Annotated in this window: 15 protein-coding genes; 9 read left to right on the top strand and 6 right to left on the bottom strand. The window is 66.6% G+C overall.

Going from position 1 to position 15,985, the window contains the following annotated elements; translation table 11 throughout:
- Positions 1 to 63 precede the first annotated feature (63 nt).
- From ACODRZ_RS08505 to ACODRZ_RS08485, 5 genes are all read left to right on the top strand, one after another.
- Positions 64 to 1,230, top strand: a complete 1,167-nt coding sequence (locus ACODRZ_RS08505; RefSeq protein WP_488970109.1) for an LLM class flavin-dependent oxidoreductase — start codon at positions 64 to 66, stop codon at positions 1,228 to 1,230.
- Positions 1,231 to 1,238: 8 nt separating this feature from the next.
- Positions 1,239 to 1,826 (top strand): cupin domain-containing protein, encoded by a 588-nt coding sequence (locus tag ACODRZ_RS08500; RefSeq protein ID WP_488970110.1) that lies wholly within the window; start codon positions 1,239 to 1,241, stop codon positions 1,824 to 1,826.
- A 25-nt stretch (positions 1,827 to 1,851) separates the two neighbouring features.
- Entirely contained in the window at positions 1,852 to 2,142 is a 291-nt protein-coding gene (locus tag ACODRZ_RS08495; protein ID WP_036527016.1) for a DUF1330 domain-containing protein, read from the top strand.
- Positions 2,143 to 2,368: 226 nt separating this feature from the next.
- Positions 2,369 to 2,785 (top strand): c-type cytochrome, encoded by a 417-nt coding sequence (locus tag ACODRZ_RS08490; RefSeq protein ID WP_488970111.1) that lies wholly within the window; start codon positions 2,369 to 2,371, stop codon positions 2,783 to 2,785.
- Positions 2,782 to 4,035, top strand: a complete 1,254-nt coding sequence (locus ACODRZ_RS08485) for an MFS transporter (protein WP_488970112.1) — start codon at positions 2,782 to 2,784, stop codon at positions 4,033 to 4,035. The genes ACODRZ_RS08490 and ACODRZ_RS08485 overlap by 4 nt, the downstream gene beginning before the upstream one ends.
- On the opposite strand, the gene ACODRZ_RS08480 is transcribed toward ACODRZ_RS08485, so the two are convergent.
- On the bottom strand, positions 4,021 to 4,923 hold the full coding sequence (locus ACODRZ_RS08480; RefSeq protein ID WP_488970113.1) for a LytTR family DNA-binding domain-containing protein: 903 nt from the start codon (positions 4,921 to 4,923) through the stop codon (positions 4,021 to 4,023). The two genes, ACODRZ_RS08485 and ACODRZ_RS08480, sit on opposite strands and share 15 nt — an antisense overlap.
- Before the next feature lie 231 nt (positions 4,924 to 5,154).
- Here ACODRZ_RS08480 and ACODRZ_RS08475 point away from each other — a divergent pair, with 231 nt between their 5' ends.
- Both ACODRZ_RS08475 and ACODRZ_RS08470 read left to right on the top strand, forming a co-directional pair.
- Positions 5,155 to 6,612 (top strand): flavin monoamine oxidase family protein, encoded by a 1,458-nt coding sequence (locus tag ACODRZ_RS08475; RefSeq protein ID WP_488970114.1) that lies wholly within the window; start codon positions 5,155 to 5,157, stop codon positions 6,610 to 6,612.
- 135 nt (positions 6,613 to 6,747) lie between these two features.
- Complete coding sequence (locus ACODRZ_RS08470; protein WP_488970115.1) at positions 6,748 to 8,937, top strand: TonB-dependent receptor; 2,190 nt, start codon at positions 6,748 to 6,750, stop codon at positions 8,935 to 8,937.
- 142 nt (positions 8,938 to 9,079) lie between these two features.
- On the opposite strand, the gene ACODRZ_RS08465 is transcribed toward ACODRZ_RS08470, so the two are convergent.
- The 5 genes from ACODRZ_RS08465 to ACODRZ_RS08445 all read right to left on the bottom strand — a co-directional run bounded on the left by ACODRZ_RS08465 (position 9,080) and on the right by ACODRZ_RS08445 (position 14,759).
- The gene (locus ACODRZ_RS08465) at positions 9,080 to 10,084 is read right to left on the bottom strand and encodes a zinc-binding dehydrogenase (protein ID WP_488970116.1); all 1,005 of its coding nucleotides are present in this window, start codon (positions 10,082 to 10,084) and stop codon (positions 9,080 to 9,082) included.
- Positions 10,084 to 11,703 carry an FAD-binding oxidoreductase gene (locus ACODRZ_RS08460; protein ID WP_488970117.1) on the bottom strand — a complete coding sequence of 540 codons (1,620 nt, stop codon included), beginning with the start codon at positions 11,701 to 11,703 and terminating at the stop codon, positions 10,084 to 10,086. Before ACODRZ_RS08460 ends, ACODRZ_RS08465 begins: the two co-directional genes overlap by 1 nt.
- A gap of 91 nt (positions 11,704 to 11,794) precedes the next feature.
- Positions 11,795 to 13,192, bottom strand: a complete 1,398-nt coding sequence (locus tag ACODRZ_RS08455; RefSeq protein ID WP_488970118.1) for an FAD-dependent oxidoreductase — start codon at positions 13,190 to 13,192, stop codon at positions 11,795 to 11,797.
- The gene (locus ACODRZ_RS08450) at positions 13,189 to 13,548 is read right to left on the bottom strand and encodes a hypothetical protein (protein WP_488970119.1); all 360 of its coding nucleotides are present in this window, start codon (positions 13,546 to 13,548) and stop codon (positions 13,189 to 13,191) included. The genes ACODRZ_RS08455 and ACODRZ_RS08450 overlap by 4 nt, the downstream gene beginning before the upstream one ends.
- A complete protein-coding gene (locus tag ACODRZ_RS08445; protein ID WP_488970120.1) occupies positions 13,548 to 14,759 on the bottom strand; it encodes a class I SAM-dependent methyltransferase in 1,212 nt (403 codons plus the stop codon). Before ACODRZ_RS08445 ends, ACODRZ_RS08450 begins: the two co-directional genes overlap by 1 nt.
- Before the next feature lie 78 nt (positions 14,760 to 14,837).
- Here ACODRZ_RS08445 and ACODRZ_RS08440 point away from each other — a divergent pair, with 78 nt between their 5' ends.
- A complete protein-coding gene (locus ACODRZ_RS08440; RefSeq protein WP_488970121.1) occupies positions 14,838 to 15,146 on the top strand; it encodes an REDY-like protein HapK in 309 nt (102 codons plus the stop codon).
- Entirely contained in the window at positions 15,143 to 15,967 is an 825-nt protein-coding gene (locus tag ACODRZ_RS08435) for an SDR family NAD(P)-dependent oxidoreductase (protein ID WP_488970122.1), read from the top strand. The genes ACODRZ_RS08440 and ACODRZ_RS08435 overlap by 4 nt, the downstream gene beginning before the upstream one ends.
- The last annotated feature ends 18 nt before the right edge of the window (positions 15,968 to 15,985 follow it).

The following is a 15,985-nucleotide window of genomic DNA, read 5'->3' as shown; positions in this document are numbered from 1 at the left end:
CCCAGTGTGACCGGTGCCGAAACAGGGCGCCGCTGCCGCGCACCGCCCTTACGGAGCCGTCCCATGTCGCTAGAAATCCTCGGAGTCCTGCTCCACCGCAACGCATCGGAGATCAGCCGCGGGGGCGGCCCCGCGTTCGACGTCGACATGATCGAGAAGATGGCCCGCGCCTTCGACGAGAACGACTTCGACCGCGTGTTGATCCTGCAAAACTCCTTTGCGCCAGATCCTTTCGCGATTGCCAACTATGCGGCTGCAGTGACGGAAAAGCTTGCTTTCATGGTTGCGCACCGCCCCGGATTCATCGCGCCGACCATGGCCGCGCGCATGTTCGCGACGCTCGACAACCTCAGCGGCGGCCGCGCCGGGGTTCACGTCATCACCGGCGCCAATGACACCGAACTGGAGTGCGACGGCGATTTCCACACCAAGGAGGAACGCTACCACCGCAGCGCCGAGTACGTCGAAATCATGCGCAAGGTGTGGTCCAGCGGCACCCCGGTGAACCACAACGGCACCTACTACCGGTTCAACAGCGCCTTGTCGGAACTCAAGCCGGTGGGCGGCGCGATCCCGGTGTACTGGGGCGGCTCCTCGCCGCTCGCGCTGGAGAAGGGCGCCGAAGTCGCGGACGTCTACGCCATCGGCGGCCTTAAGCCGCTCGACCAGATGGCGGGCACCGTCGCGCAGATTCGCGATGCCTGGGCGCGCACCGGCCGCCCGGTCCGCATCCAGACTTCGGTGCGCGTAATCATCGGCGACACCGAGGAAGCCGCGTGGAAGGCCGCTGCCGACGTCGTCGAGGCGCTGCGCGAGACCGCGCTCGAACAGCAGCGCAAGATCGCCGGCAGCGACGAGGCCATGAGCACCGGCATGCGGCTCGATCCCAAGCTGGCGACCACCAAGGGCGGTTCGGGCCGCGAGGAGCTGGAGGCGATCGCGGGCGGCAAGGAGCTGCTCGACAAGCGGCTGTGGACCGGGATCACCAAGGCATCGATCAGCTTCTCCACGCCGATGCTGCCGCCCGCGCTGGTCGGCACCGCCGAGCAGGTCGCCGATGCGATGATGGATTATTACGCGATGGGCATCACCGGCTTCCTGATGCGCGGCTTCGATCTCTACGGCGACATCGCGCTGCATGGCCGGGAACTGATCCCCACGCTCCGCCGCCTCGCCGCCGAGCACGACGCCCGCGTCGGCCAGACCCAGCCCCAGAACCAGCCCGCGTGAGGACCGTCATGAAGCGCTTCATCCCCATCCTTGCAGCAGCCTTCCTTTCGGCCGCCTGTTCCGCCGCCGATCGTCCGGCCCCCACGCCGCCGCCGGTCTCGCCGCTATCGCCGGGGGCCGAGGCGTTCCGCGTGCTCCACATGTACGGCGGCGACGACGGCGAATCCCACCTCGAGATCAAGGAACTGCCGCGCACCGGCGGCGTCCCCGGCAAGAGCGTCCAGACCCGGCTCTACGCCACCGACGTCGAGATCGGCGACGCCCTGCCCGGCGACTTCATCGACTATCACGGCGTTTCGACCCCGCGCTTCCTGATCGTCCTGTCGGGCCAGCTGGAAGTCGGCTTCGGCGACGGATCGAAGCACGTGCTGTCCAAGGGTGACATCGTGCTGGCCGACGACGTGACCGGGCGCGGCCACACCTCGCGCACCATCGGCACCGAGCCGGTGCGCATCCTTACGGTGCGGTTGCCCAAGGAAAACAGCTTTCAGCCCAAGCTCAGCTCCTGCCCAGACGGCATGCCCGTGGAGCAGTGCGTCAGCGCCCGGCTCTACGGAAAGCAGGAGGCGGGCAAGGCGCCTTCCGACAAGAAATAACCCACACCAAACCTAAGGAATCGACGTGGCAGCATATATCGTAGCAACCGTGGTCATCACCGACGCCGAGAAGTTCGGCGCCTACGTCAAGGCGATCGCGGGTCTCAGCGAAAAGCACGGTGGCGAATACCTCGTGCGCGGCAAGGTGAGCGAAGTGCTCGAAGGCGACGTCAATCCCGACGAGCGCGTGGTCGTCTCGCGCTTCGAGACCGAGGAAGCCGCTCTCGCCTATGCCAAGAGCCCGGAATACAAGGCCGGTGCGGCGCTGCGCGAAGGCGCGGGCACGGTGCAGACGCGCCTGATCATCGCGCCCTGAGAGTTTGTGTAGAAAATGCCCGATTGGGCATTTTCTGTGCGGCACCGGCCGCAAAATTCGCCTGCAGCGAATTTTCAAACGAAAACCGCAAAGGCCGTCCGCATTGCGGGCGGCCTTCGCATTTGGTTCATCGGCAGGCGGATAGAATATCGGCGAACCACCCGGCGACATGGTGATCAGCTATATGGATCATGCGCGGGTAGTGATTTTACGAGGTACACGAGAGATGAAAGCACTTCGCGGCCTGGCCGCAACTCTTCCGCCTAAAGGTCTGGCGCTGGCAGGCATGACCATGGGCCTGCTCATCGCCGCAGCCCCCGCGTCGGCCCAGACGGCGAATGCACAGGCGGGCAAGCGCCTGTTCATGCGCTGCCAGGCCTGCCACTCGACGGCAGCGGGCCAGCCCAACAAGGTCGGTCCCAACCTCAACGGTTTCATCGGCAAGAAGGCCGCGAGCCGCCCCGGCTTCCGCTATTCGCCCGCCCTGACCAAGAGCAACGTCAAGTGGGACGACAAGTCGCTCAACGCCTGGCTTGAACGGCCGAGCAAGCTGGTCCCCGGCACCACCATGGCCTTCCCCGGCATCGCCAAGCCGGAAGATCGCGCCGCACTGATCGCCTGGCTCAAGACCGCGACGAAGTGAGGGATACGGTGAGGCCGGCGGGCGACGTCCGCGAAGGCGAATTCGCCCGGGGCTGGAAGATCGTGCTCGCCGCCACCCTGGGTGTCGGCCTCGGCCTTTCCCCCATGCCGGTCTACACCCTGGGGATGCTGGCGCCCCAGCTGGCCGCCGCCTTCGGGTGGTCGATCGCCGAGGTCATGGGCGTCATGTCCGTCACGACCCTCACCGTCGTCCTCTCCGCGCCGCTGACCGGAGCGCTCACCAACCGGTTCGGCGCACGCAAGGTCGCGCTGTGCTCGGTGGTATTGTTCGGCCTCGGCGTGCTGTCACTGGCGCTGTCCTCCGGGTCGATCCTCAGCTTCTACCTCACCTGGGGCTTCATCGCCCTGGGCGGCGCGGGAACGCTGCCGATCACCTGGACCCGCCTCGTCAACGAGCATTTCCAGCGCAACAAGGGCCTTGCCCTTGGCCTGGCGATGATGGGCTCGGGGCTGTTCGGCATCTTCGCCAAGCCCTACGTGCGCTGGCTGATCGAGCAATGGGGCTGGCGCGGCGCCTTCGTCGGGCTCGGCCTGCTGCCACTGGTGCTGGCCCTTCCCATCGCCTTCATCTGGTTCCGCGCGCCCAAATCCCGCGTGGATGAACCCGCCTCGCCTCCCGTCCCGATGGGCGGCATGACGACCGCGCAGGCGGTGCGCGACTGGCGCTTCTGGCTGCTGGCGGTCGCGCTGGTGCCGATCTCCTTCGCGCTCGGCGGCGCGGTCCCGAACATGGAAGGCATCCTGCGCGCCGGGAAGCTGGATAGCGGCACGATCGCCTCGCTGACGCCGCTCATCGGCCTGTCCGCGATCATCGGACGGCTCGTCGGCGGCTGGCTGCTCGACCGCTTCTGGGCGCCGATGATCGGCACGATCCTGCTCGCCCTGCCCGGCCTGTCCTACTGGAACCTCATGGGCGGGACCATCGACCCGCAGGCGGCGGGCATCTCGATCTTCCTGATCGGTTTCGCGCTGGGTATCGAGTACGATTTCATCGCCTTCATCGTCGCCCGTTATTTCGGGATGAAGCACTACGGCACGATCTACGGCTGGCTCTACATTCCCTTCGCCATCGGCGCAGGGTTCGCCGCGCCGGTCTTCGGCCACGACTTCGACGTCAACGGCACCTATGTCCTTTCGCTGAGCTGTTCGGCCATTGCCTTGCTGACTTGCGCCGGATCGCTGCTGCTGCTCGGCCCCTATCGCACCTTCGAGGCGTCAGAACGCCCCTGACGGGACAAGCTCTGATGGTGCAGCCTGCAGGAATCCTGCCTGCTGCACCGTCTGGCGGAAGGAGCGGCTGACGGGCACTTCCAGCCCGCCCTGCAGCACCAGCCGGGGCGCCGCCGCGCTCCCCGCCACCCGGACCACCGCGCCCGAGGCCACCCAGAAGCTGCGGTGGACCTGCAAGCCGCGCCCGCCCAGTTCGCTGACGGCCTGCGACAGACGGTAAAGGATCAGCGCATTGCCCGCGCTGGTATGGACGCGCAGGTAATGCTGCTCGGCGGCGAGCGCGAGCACTTCACCGCGCAGGCTCACGGGCACCTTGGTCATGAACGGCAGAACGGGCTCGGCGATACTGGGCGCGGCGGGGCCTTCCGCGATGCTCGGCCGATAGCCGAAGCAGGGCATCTTCCAGAGATGGAAGAGCATCAGGTTGATCAGCGGCCACTCGATATAGCCATAGACGTGCGTCTTGAAGAACAGCACCATATCCAGCCGGATCTGCGGCAGCGGGCGCGTCATCGGCAAGTCCGGGAACATGCCGAGATAAGCATGGACCCATAGCTTGAGCGCCATGTCGGACGGCAGCGAAGCCACCACCACCCCGACCATCAGCGTCGCCCAGAGCGGCATCCCCGCACCGCGCAGTGGCCAGGCCAGCGTGCGGGTGACAATGTCGTTCGCCCACCAGCCGCACATCGACAGCCCGATCCAGAACGCGATCGCATGTTCCTTGGGCCACGCGACCGTGCGCCCCGCCTGCGGCCAGCCGGCGACGAAGCCGAGGAACACCGGCACCCCGATGAAGTGGACGCAGAGCTGGCGCGGATTGAGGCCGAGCCAGACCGGCTCGTCCGAAAGCCAGAAACCCCTGGTGAACATGCGGTGACCTGCCATGCCGAATCCCCGTATCGCTGCCTCACTGCCGAAACGGCGCGATCCCGTGGATTTGCGGGCCTCGACTCCGTTCGTGCAACACGAATGACGTTCGTGAAGGCCCGTCCGCGCATCAATGGCGTTCAGGAATTTTGATCGCCTGCCGGGAACGCTTGATTGCACGGCGCCCGCCCGGCCCATCACCCTGCCTGCCAGAACACCGTCCCATGACACTTGGCCAGGGAGGCCCCTTTGACTCGCGAACTTTCCCGTCGAACCCTGCTCGCCACCGGCATGGTGGCTGCGGCCACCGCCTACCTGCCCCGCATGGCCTTCGCCGCCGAGAAGACCGACGTGGTGGTCATCGGCGCCGGTCTCGCCGGTCTCAATGCGGCGCTGCTACTCGCCGAAAATGGCTGCCGCGTGACAGTGCTTGAGGCAGGCAAGCGCATCGGCGGCCGCGTCTTCACCTCGACCGAGATCGAGGGTCATCCCGAGCACGGCGCCTCGCAGATCGGCCGTTCCTACGCCCGCGTCCTCGACCGCTGCGAGGCGCTGGGGGTGAAGCTGGCGCAGGGCTCCAACATCTACGACAACTACGCGATCTCGCTCGACGGGCAGCTGATCCGCCCCGGCCAGTGGGAGAACCACCCGCTCAACAAGACGGTGGGTGCGGAACGCGGCGTCGTGCCCTTCGCGCTTGGGAGCTACTACCTCGCCAAGACTTATCCGTGGAACACGATGGACGGCTGGGCCTCGCCCGAGGCGCTGGCGAACTACGATGTGTCCGAGGCCGACTACCTTCGCCGCGTGGGTGCCTCGCCCGCTGCGATCGACCTCGTGGCGCGCGGGTACGGCGACGGTGACCTCGACGCCATCTCCGCCCTCACCCTGATGCAGGAGATGGGCCGCGCCAAGTTCGAGGGGAGCGGCGTGCCGACCTCTGCCAAGCAGGACCGGTTCCAGCAGGCATCGTTCCTCTCCTACCGCATCCTCGGCGGCTCCTCGCGCCTGACCGACGCCATGGCCGATGCACTCAAGGGTGCGGTGCTGACCGGCAAGCAGGTCACCGCCATCGACATGACCGACACCGGCGCGACGGTCACTTGCGGCGACGGGTCCAGCTACAAGGCGGACTACGTGGTCTCCGCCCTGCCTTTCACCGCACTGCGCAAGGTCGCGGTCACGCCTGCGCTCACCGGCGGGCAGGCGGACGCGGTCAAGCTCATGCCCTACAGCGGCCAGAACCAGGTCTGGCTGCGCGTCAAGGCGCCTTACTGGGAGCAGGACGGCATCGAGGGTTCGATGTGGACCGACGGCCCGGTCAGCATGCTGCGCCAGTCGATCGCGCCCGACGGCTCCCGCGACAGCGCCGTCGCCATCACCAGCGGCGTCAAGGGCGACGCGCTCGACCGTATCCCGGCCAAGGAGCGCGGCGAATACGTCCTCTCCGAACTCGCCCGTATGCGGCCCTCGACCAAGGGCAAGCTTGAAGTGCTCGGCGTCTTCTCGTGGAAGCTCGACCCGCTGATCCACGGCTGCCGCCACGGCTACCATCCGGGCCAGATGAAGGCGTTCCGCCCGACGATGGCCCTGCCCCACGCCCGGATGCACTTCGCGGGCGAGCATACGCGCCTGATGGAAGTGGGCATGGAATCGGCGATGGAGACCGGCGAGCGCGCCGCGCTCGAAATCCTCGACCGCATCTGAAGGCAACGGCCAGACCGAATTTCCGACCGCCCGCAAGGGCGGCGGGAAGGCGCACGCCTAACGCGCCGGGCGGCAGAACCCGGCCTCAAATCACGCACACGAAACAAGGTTCAGTACCAAGGGGGAAGTACCATGATGAATGCCAGGATCCTGCTAGCCGCAGGGGTATCGCTCGCCACGCTCGTCCCGGCCGTGGCCCATGCGCAAGTCGAGGACATCGTCGTCACCGCGCGCAAGGAGAAGGAAACGCTGCAGGAGGTGCCGATCTCGGTTGCCGCCTTCGACCAGGACATGATCGCACGCTACGACATCTCCGACCTTGAGGACATCGCCAAGCGCACGCCGAACTTCACCTTCTCCAACAACCTCGGCATGTTCGGCGGTGTCCCGGTGATCCGCGGCATCGGCGCCCCGCGTACCGGCAGCAACGCCTCGGTCGGCCTGTTCATCGACGGCGTCGACACCGGCAACGCGGGCGGCATCAGCCTGCAGTCCTTCGACGTCGAGCGCATCGAAGTCGTGCGCGGCCCGCAGAGCACCCAGTTCGGGCGCGGCGTGCTGGCCGGCGCGATCAACTACGTCTCGCGCCGCCCCAACCTCGACAAGATCGAGGCCGAGTTCGGCGGCGAGATCGCGGAATACGGCATGTACCGCGTGGAAAGCCGCGTCAGCGGTCCGGTCGCGGATGGCCTGGCGTTCTCGCTCGCCGCACAGCGCCGCAGCTTCGACGGCTTCTATAACGACGCCAACACCGGCAACGACATGGGCAATTCGGACAGCACGGCCGTGATCGGCGGCATCCGCGCGCAGTTCGGCGCCGAGAAGCAGGCCGAACTCTACGTCCGCCTCGCCTACAGCAACGAACACATCGGCCAGCCCGCCTGGCATCAGGTCGCCACCAACACCCAGACCGGCACGCTCGCCAGCCAGCGCTGGTACGTCGGCACGCTTAAGGGCGACCCCGACAAGCTGGGCAGCAACGCCGCCGACTACGGCAACATCGACCTCAAGTATTACCGCGCCGCCGCGCACTTCAACTACGACTTCGGCGGCGCCACGTTCTCGTCGATCTCGGCCTACAACCGCAGCCACCAGTTGCAGGACGTGGACTCCGACTTCACCGCCAACCCCGACCTGATTTCGGGCTCGACCCTGCTCGGCAACTTCCGCAGCGCGCTGGACGTCCATGTCGAGGACTTCAGCCAGGAACTGCGCCTGCAGTCATCGGGCTCCGGCCCGTTCAAGTGGCTGATCGGCGGCTACTTCCGCAAGGAAAACTACTCCAGCGACGACTACTCCCCGACCGCAGCGCAAGGCTCGTCCAGTGTGCTGGCTCCGACGCCCAACTTGCTGACCCGCGACACCAAGACTTACGGCGTGTTCGGCTCGCTCAGCTACGAGATCACGCCCGGCCTGACGGTGTCGCAGGAACTGCGCTATTCGCAGGACAAGATCTTCGAGACCTCGCAGCCGCGCGCCGCGACCACCGCCGGCTCCTTCGGCGCGACGTTCAGGAACTGGCTGCCCCGCACCATCTTCGAGTGGCAGGCAACGCCCGACCACATGCTCTACGCCAGCGTCGCCAAGGGCAACAAGCCGGGCGGCTTCAACAACGCCGCAGGCACCGGCTTCAGCGCCGTCCCGGACGAGTACAAGGCCTATGGCGAAGAGCAGATGTGGAGCTACGAAGCGGGCTTCAAGACTGCCTGGTTCGACCGCAAGCTGACCTTCAACGCCTCGGTCTTCCACCTCGAATGGTCGGACATCCAGGTCAATTCGCAAGTCACCATCAACGGCTATCCGGTGGGCATCACGCTCAACGGCGGCAAGGCGCGCGGCACCGGCGCAGAGATGGACTTCCACTTCCAGCCCAACCCGGGCTGGGAAGTGTACGGCGGCCTCGGCTATGCGCCGATCCGCATTCTCGACTACGTGGATACCCGCGTGCGCAATGCCGGGATCACGACCGACGGCAAGGACCAGCTCGCCGGCAGTCCCGACTGGACCGGCAATGCGGGCGTGATCCACAACATCGAACTGGAGGACGTGGGCACCCTGTTCCTGCAGGGCGACGTCAGCTACCGCAGCACCACCTATGCCACCGAGGCGAACCTGGCGGAGACCGGCTCGAAGACCACGGTGGACGTACAGGTCGGCCTGCGCCGCCCCGGCATTCGCGCTTCGCTCTATGTGAACAACCTGCTGGACGACAAGGCGGTGCAATCGGCCCGCGCTTACGTGAACCCGACCAATTACGCGCGCAGCTTCATCGTGCAGCTGCCCAACCGCCGACAGGTCGGTCTGCGGCTCTCGCTGAAATATTGAGCAGAATTCCTCCCCGAGCTTGTCTCGGGGAGGTGGCGCCGACGAAGTCGGTGACGGAAGGGGGAATTTCCCGCGCCTCTCCCCCTCCACCACCCTTCGGGCGGTCCCCCTCCCCGAGCAAGCTCGGGGAGGAATTGGGGCCTTATCGCAAGTCCACGATCACCTTGCCCATCGAACGGCCCGACAGCAAACGCTCCACGGCATCGAACACGCCCGGCAGGCCGAGGAAGCGCTCTTCGTCGAAGCACACCTTCAGCTTGCCTTCGTTGTACAGCCCGAACACGTCCTCACGCGCGGGCGGCCAGAACTCGGCCAGCAGCCCGTTCATGAAGCCGCGCACCGAAGCACCCTTGTAGTAGAGCTTGTGCGCTATGCGCGGGGCGGTGACGATCTCCGGCCTCCCTTCGAGGTCCGAAGCCGCGCCGCCGACGACCACGCGCCCATGCGGCGCGACGTTGTCGAGGAAGGCGTCAAAAATCTCGCCCGAGACGGTGTCGATCGCCACGTCCAGCCGATTGGGATATTCGCGCGCCAGCACTTCCGGCACTGATTCCGAACGATAGTCGATCACCCGCGCCGCGCCGAGACTGCGCGCGAAGTCCGACTTCACCGGTCCGCCGCAGACCGCCACGACCTCGCAGCCCTTGAGCGCCGCAAGCTGGACGATCAGATGCCCGAGGCCGCCCGCCGCCGCCGAAATCGCGACGACATCGCCCGGCTTGGCCTGTCCCACATGAAACAGCGCCATCCACGCCGAAACGCCGGTAGAGGCGAGCGCCAGCCACTCGGGGCTGTCGTCCGCAACTTTCACGAAGTGGCCCTCCGGCGCGATGTTGTACTGGCGATAACCGCCGGGGAAGCGCGTGGTCACCACGGCATCGCCCGGAGCGAAATTGGTCACCCCCTCGCCCACGGCCTCGACCACGCCCAGTGCTTCCACACCGGTCAGCGTCGGCAGGCCGATCTTCACGTAATCGACCGCGTTGCGGGCAATTTGCGTATCGAAGATGCCGTTCACGCCCGCATACTTGTTGCGGACACGCAATTCGCCCGGCGCCGGATCGCGCAAGTCGAGATCGACGATGCGCGCGGCATCGCGGAAACTCTCGCCGAACTGCGCGAGCTGGACCGCCTGATAGGTCGCCATCAGGCCTGCCCTTCCGGGAAGCCCAGCACGCCGGGGTTGAACAGGCCCTTGGGGTCGAGGTGCGCCTTGAGATTGTCGAGCAGCGCGGTGAACGCCGGATCGCGGCTCTCGCGGTAGGGGTAGGTGCGGCCGATCTGGAAGTGCCCGGTGCCGTAGCGCGCGCAGATTTCGACCACGCCTTTGCGCAGGAACTTTACCGCCTCGGTCGCCGCCGGGTTCTCCGGCCGCTGTGTCAGGCGCGCGACGTGCGAGGCTTCCATCGACTGCTCGTGGATCGGGCGCCAGCCGGTCGGCCAGAAGAACACCGGCTCAATGATCAGCGCGTTGCTGGCCATCGCCGTAAACAGGAAGCCGGTGTGGATTTCATGCTCGGTGAAGAGCGCGGCGTTCTCGGCGTAGAACTTCTGGATTTCGGTGAAGATCTGCGGCGCGGTGGACAGCGGGCAGACGCCGTGGACGGGAATCCACGCCTCGCCGGTCGGGCCGACCATCGAGTTCAGCGGCGGGAACGGGTTGGCGCGGATGATCTTGGCGATCGAATTCTCGATCTCCGTGCCCTCGAACTGGCGGGCGATGCGGCGCGCCTCGGCCATGTCGAACGCCACCGCGTCCTTCGAGCGCCCTTCCGCGATCACATGGAGCGGATAGTCGCCCTTGGGAATGAAGTTGCGCCCGCCCAGCGCCACCTTGGCGGCCGAGAGCAGGCCCTTGCCCAGCGACTTCTCCTTGCCGATCACCGCACCCAGCGTCTTCACGTCGGACAGCAGCGACATGCGCTTCATGCGCACTTCGGTGAGGCCGGGGTCGAAGGCGCACATCTCGCAACTGATGCCCAGCCGCGCCATCTCTCCCATCGCCTCCAGCAGCTTCTCGCCGCTGGGGAAGGAGAACGAGGCATAGTCCTCGTGCGCAGGCGCGGTGATCAGGCGGAAGGTGACTTCGGCCTTGATGCCCAGCGTGCCGCAATCGCCGAAGAAGATGCCCGCCAGATCGGGGCCGAAGTGGCGGTAGAACGGGTGCTCGCCGCCCTGCCCCCGCGCACCGGTGCGGATCACCTCGCCGGTGCCGGTGACCACGGTAAGCGCGACGACGCTCTCGCTGCTGGTGCCGTACTGGCTGGCACCGAACATCGCGTTGAGCTGCGAAAGCCCGCCGCCGATGGTCGAGATCAGGCCCGACATCGGCCCCCAGAACGGCGTGCGCAGCCCTTCCTTCGCCAGCGCCTCGTTCAGCTGAATCCAGCTGACGCCCGCCTGGACCGTCACCGTCATGTCGCCGCGATTGACCTCGATCACGCGGTTCATCCGCAGCGTGTCGATAGAGACGGTGCGGTCGTTGGCGGGGACATAGGCCGAAGTGTAGCTCATCCCCGCGCCGCGCGGCGCCGCCGAGCAGCCGGCCTCGCCGATGGCCTTGACCACTTCGGCCAGTTCCTCGGTGGTGGCGGGGGCGACGATCAGCGCCACCACGTCTTCGGCGCGCGACCAGATGTCCTCACTGTGCAGACGGCGCTTCGCCTCATCGACGGTGACGTTCTCCGCCCCGACGATCGCGGCAAGGCGCTGTGCCAGTGTCGAGGTCGGGATCGGTTCGGGAAGCGTTGCGCTCAGCGGGTCCATCGTCGTGCTCCGGTGATTAATCGTTATTTACTGCTGTCAGGTTGGATTGATCACGCAAAGAGCCGCAGGGCGACCCTCCGCTCTGCGATCATCAGCCCTTCGCGATTGCGGCTGCTCCCTCGCCGGACAGCCTGCCGAGCGTGACTGCGGTGCACAGGCCCATCGCCGGGAGGTACCCCCAGGACGACGGCCCCGAGACGCTTCGCGCCGCGCCGCCGCCCGCGAAAAGGTTGGGCAAAGCCGAGCCGTCCTCGCGCAAAACCCGCGCATTCCGGTCGATCTGAAGCCCCCCTTGCGTGTGGTAGATCGCACCGACGACCTTGAACGCACCCAGCGCGCCCGAGGGCGGAAGCTCGTCCCCCCAGACGCGGCCTTGCGCGTCCGGGCGCCCTTCTGCCTGCGCCTGCCGCGCCTCTTCCAGCGAGGCGGCAAGCGCCTGCGGATCGACGCCGATGCGCTGCGCCAGAGCCTCGACGCTCTCCCCACGACGGGCGGCGTTGAGTTCGGTCAGGGCCTTGGTGTCGGGCTGGTAGGCATTGCGGCGCTCGATCTCTTCGTCGAAAATGACCCAGACGTGGCCGCCCGGCTGCGCCATGACGGGGTGGACCATCCCGGCAATGTCCTCCTTCTCGTCCACGAAGCGCAAGCCGTTGATATTGACCAGGATCGCGCCGTCGATGACGAAGCCGGGCGGTACACTGATACCTTGCGGCTCGGTCAGCATCGCATAGCCCTGAAAGGCACCCAAATCGCCCATAGCGGCACCTAGCGATGCCCCAAAGCGGATACCGTCGCCCCGGCTGCCCTCGTGACCGTTGTTCCGCGCATCAGCCATCTCGGGTATGTATTGGCGCAGCATTGCGTGGTTTCCGGCGAAGCCGCCGCTGGCGATGACGAGCGCCTTGCACCCCACCCGCTCGCGCTCACCGCCGGGCCGTTCGATCTCGACGCCGAGGACGCGGCCCTCGTCGTCGGCGATCACGTCGACCACTTTGGCCGGGTTGAGCACCATCACCCCGGCGTCGGCGACCTTCTGGTGCAGCAGTTCCAGCAGGTCCTGCCCGGCATGGCCCGGCCAGCCGTGGACGCGCATCCGGGTGTTGCCGTAGGCCGGACGGAAGCCCGTATCGAGTTCGAGCGGCACGCCATGAATCCCGACCAGCCAGTCCAGTGTCGGGCCGGAGCCGTAGGCCAGCGCATGCGCGATCTCGGGGTCGGTCTGGCCTTTCGTCTTGGCGAGAATGTCGGCGAAGAAAGTGTCGCCGTCGTCCTGCTCGCCCGCCGCGGCCTGCTGCTTCGTACCCGCCGCGCAGAACACGCCCATCGACATGCCGGTGGTGCCCATTGGCCGCGCGTCGGCTTCGACGAGGAGCACTTCGGCCCCGGCATCGCTGGCCGCCAGCGCAGCGGTGGCCCCGCATGCGCCGCCACCCATCACGAGGACATCGACGGTGAATTCGAACTCCGTCTCACTCACGATAGCAGTCACGATTCGGCGCCAACCTCTACCGCCACGTCTTCCGAGGCGATGTCATCCGGACGGCCGACCGCCTCGTTCTCCTGCTGCACGATGCGCAGGATGCGGGCGATATATTCCTGGTTCCACAGCGCGCGCTCGGTGGCGGCGGCGCGATCGGGCACGAAGGCGTCGATCTCGCCTTGAGAGAGCACGCCCTTCTCCAGCAGCAGGCGCTCCAGCGTGTCGGTGCGCTGGCGGCTCACCGCCAGTTCCTGCGCGATGGATAGGGTGATGGCGAGGACACGCTCGACTTCGGCGTCGAGGAAATAGGGGCGCTTGCCGGCAGGCTTGGCGCCCGCGCCGCGCAGGGCATCGGCGATGGACATCAGACGGTTGCTCCGATCACGTGCCAGGCCGCCTTGCGGCCGTAGTCTTCCTTGTCGTCGTCGGCGGCGTCGGGGAACAGGTCGCGGTCGACCACTGCCGTCACCCCGCCGTGGATCAACTGGTCACGCGCGAACCCGGCCGCGATCATCTCGGCGTCGAGGTCCATTTCGTGCATCCGGCTCCAGAACGGCTCGTTGTTGTAGTAGGCGTCCCAGTCGCGCATGGCCTGCTCGAACAGGGGCATCTCGGGCGCGTACTGCGGCTGCTCGACGTGCAGGACGATGCCGCCCGGCTTCAGCAGGCGGCGCGTCTCGGCCATGATCCGGCGCAGCGATCCGGTGGACAGTTCGTGCAGGAACATCGTCGTCTGGATCCAGTCGAAGCTGGCGTCGGGGAAGATCGACAAGTCCTCGCCGCTCGCCTGCACGAATCGCACGTTGTCGATGCCGAGCGACTTCGCACGGCCCAGACCATAGCGCAGCACCGGTGCGCCGAGGTCCACGATGGTCATCTCCGCCTCGGGGAAGGCCTGCGCCAGCGGCAGGCTGGAGTGGCCCACGGTGCCGCCGATCTCCAGAATCTGCCTGGGCTGGAAGTCCGGCAGGTTGCGCTTCACCCAGCGCGCGACGGCATGGCCGCCGCCGTCCGAATACTTGCCGAGCAACCCGCTCGTCGTGACGAACCCGGCGTGATCGTAGTTCGCGCCATTGGTCACGTCGCCGGGAAAGTATTCGGTGTGATAGCTGCCCGGCATGCAGTGATGATCCACCGCCGAGACATAGCGCGGCTGCTGCAATGCCGGATCGAGCTTGAGCCGATCGTCGCCCTCGGTCAGCTCGCGGGCCTTCTCGGCCAGCTGCTCGGACTGGCGCAGCGCGGTCCAGCGACCGGCCTGCTGGCGCTGCTCCATCGTCATGCGCCGCATCGCCGACCAGGTCTGGAACGCAGGGTCCGCAAGCAGCGCCTTGCGCGCTTCGTGACGGTTGGCAATCGGGCGGCCCTCGGCGGCTTCGAACGCGGGGACGACGCGCTTCTCGTAAGCCTGCTTCACACCCGGAACGACATTGGCCGCCAGGTGACGATTCATCTGCGCGAGGAAGTTGATCCGCTCGATTTCGTCATGATTGGTCTGCGGAAACAGCGCATGGCGACCAATGACGCGGTAGTCGGGCGGGCCGTCATAGTCGGCGGCTGGGTCATTTCTGGACATGGTCAACCCTCGCGTTATATGTCATGTTTGTATATCAAATAACAGGTAGCTTGGCTCACCTCAAGGAGGAGATTACCCGTGACTCGCATCATCGTGCTGCTGAACCTCAAGGCCGGAAAGAGCGTCGCCGATTATGAACGCTGGGCGGAGACTACCGACCTGCCGACCGTGAACGGCCTGAAGTCCGTCTCCAATTTCGAGGTGCTGCGCACGGCGGGCCTGCTGGGTGGCGGCACCGCGCCCTATCAGTACGTGGAGATCATCGACGTAGCCGACATGGACCTGTTCGGCGAGGAAACCTCGACCGAAGCGATGGGCAAGGTCGCCGCCGAGTTCCAGGGCTGGGCCGATCCGATCTTCATCATGACCGAAAAGCTCGGCGCATGAGCGGTCGTTTCGACGGAAAGGTCGCGGTTGTAACCGGCTCCGGCCGTGCGGGCGGGCTAGGCGAAGGCATCGCCCGCCGCCTCGCCGCCGAGGGCGCGACCGTGGTGATCTCCGACATCGGCGCCCCCGCCGACGCGGCGACGCCGGGTTCGATGACCGGCTCCAGCGCCGAGATGGACGCCATCGCCGCCTCGCTGCCCAAGGCCTCGACCTTCCCCTGCGACGTGCGCAATCCCGATCAGGTCCGCGCACTGGCCCGCCATGCGGTAGACACGCATGGTTCGCTCGACATCTGGGTGAACAATGCAGGGATCGGCTATATCATGAAGCCGATGATGGAGGTCTCCGCCGACGAATGGCGCGCGGTGATCGACGTCAACCTGACCGGCGCATGGTACGGCCTGCAGGCCGCCGCCGAGATCATGATCGCGCAGGGCAAAGGCGGCCGCGTGGTCAACATCGCCAGCCAGGCGGCGAAGTCCGGCTTCATGCATGCGCAGGCCTACACCGCCTCGAAGCACGGCCTTGTCGGGCTGGTGCGCTCGGCCTCGATCGAGCTGGGCGCGCACGGCATCACCGTCAACAACGTCTGCCCGAACCACGTCACCACCGGCCTCGGCAAGTGGCAGAACGAGCATTTCGCTGAGGTGCAGGGCATCTCGGTGGAGGAATACCTCGCCAACATGGCCGCGCGCATCCCGATGGGGCGTCCCGGTATGCCCGAGGACACCGCCGCTGCGGTGGCGTTCCTGTGCTCGGACGAGGCGATCTACATCACCGGCGAGAGCATGAACGTGTCGGGCGGCGAAGAGCCGCATTGATGATCTGAGACCCTCTTC

The organism is Novosphingobium sp. FG90, assembly GCF_057808725.1.
Note: the sequence above shows the minus strand (reverse complement) of the source record. Positions and strands in the feature narration are given on the sequence as shown.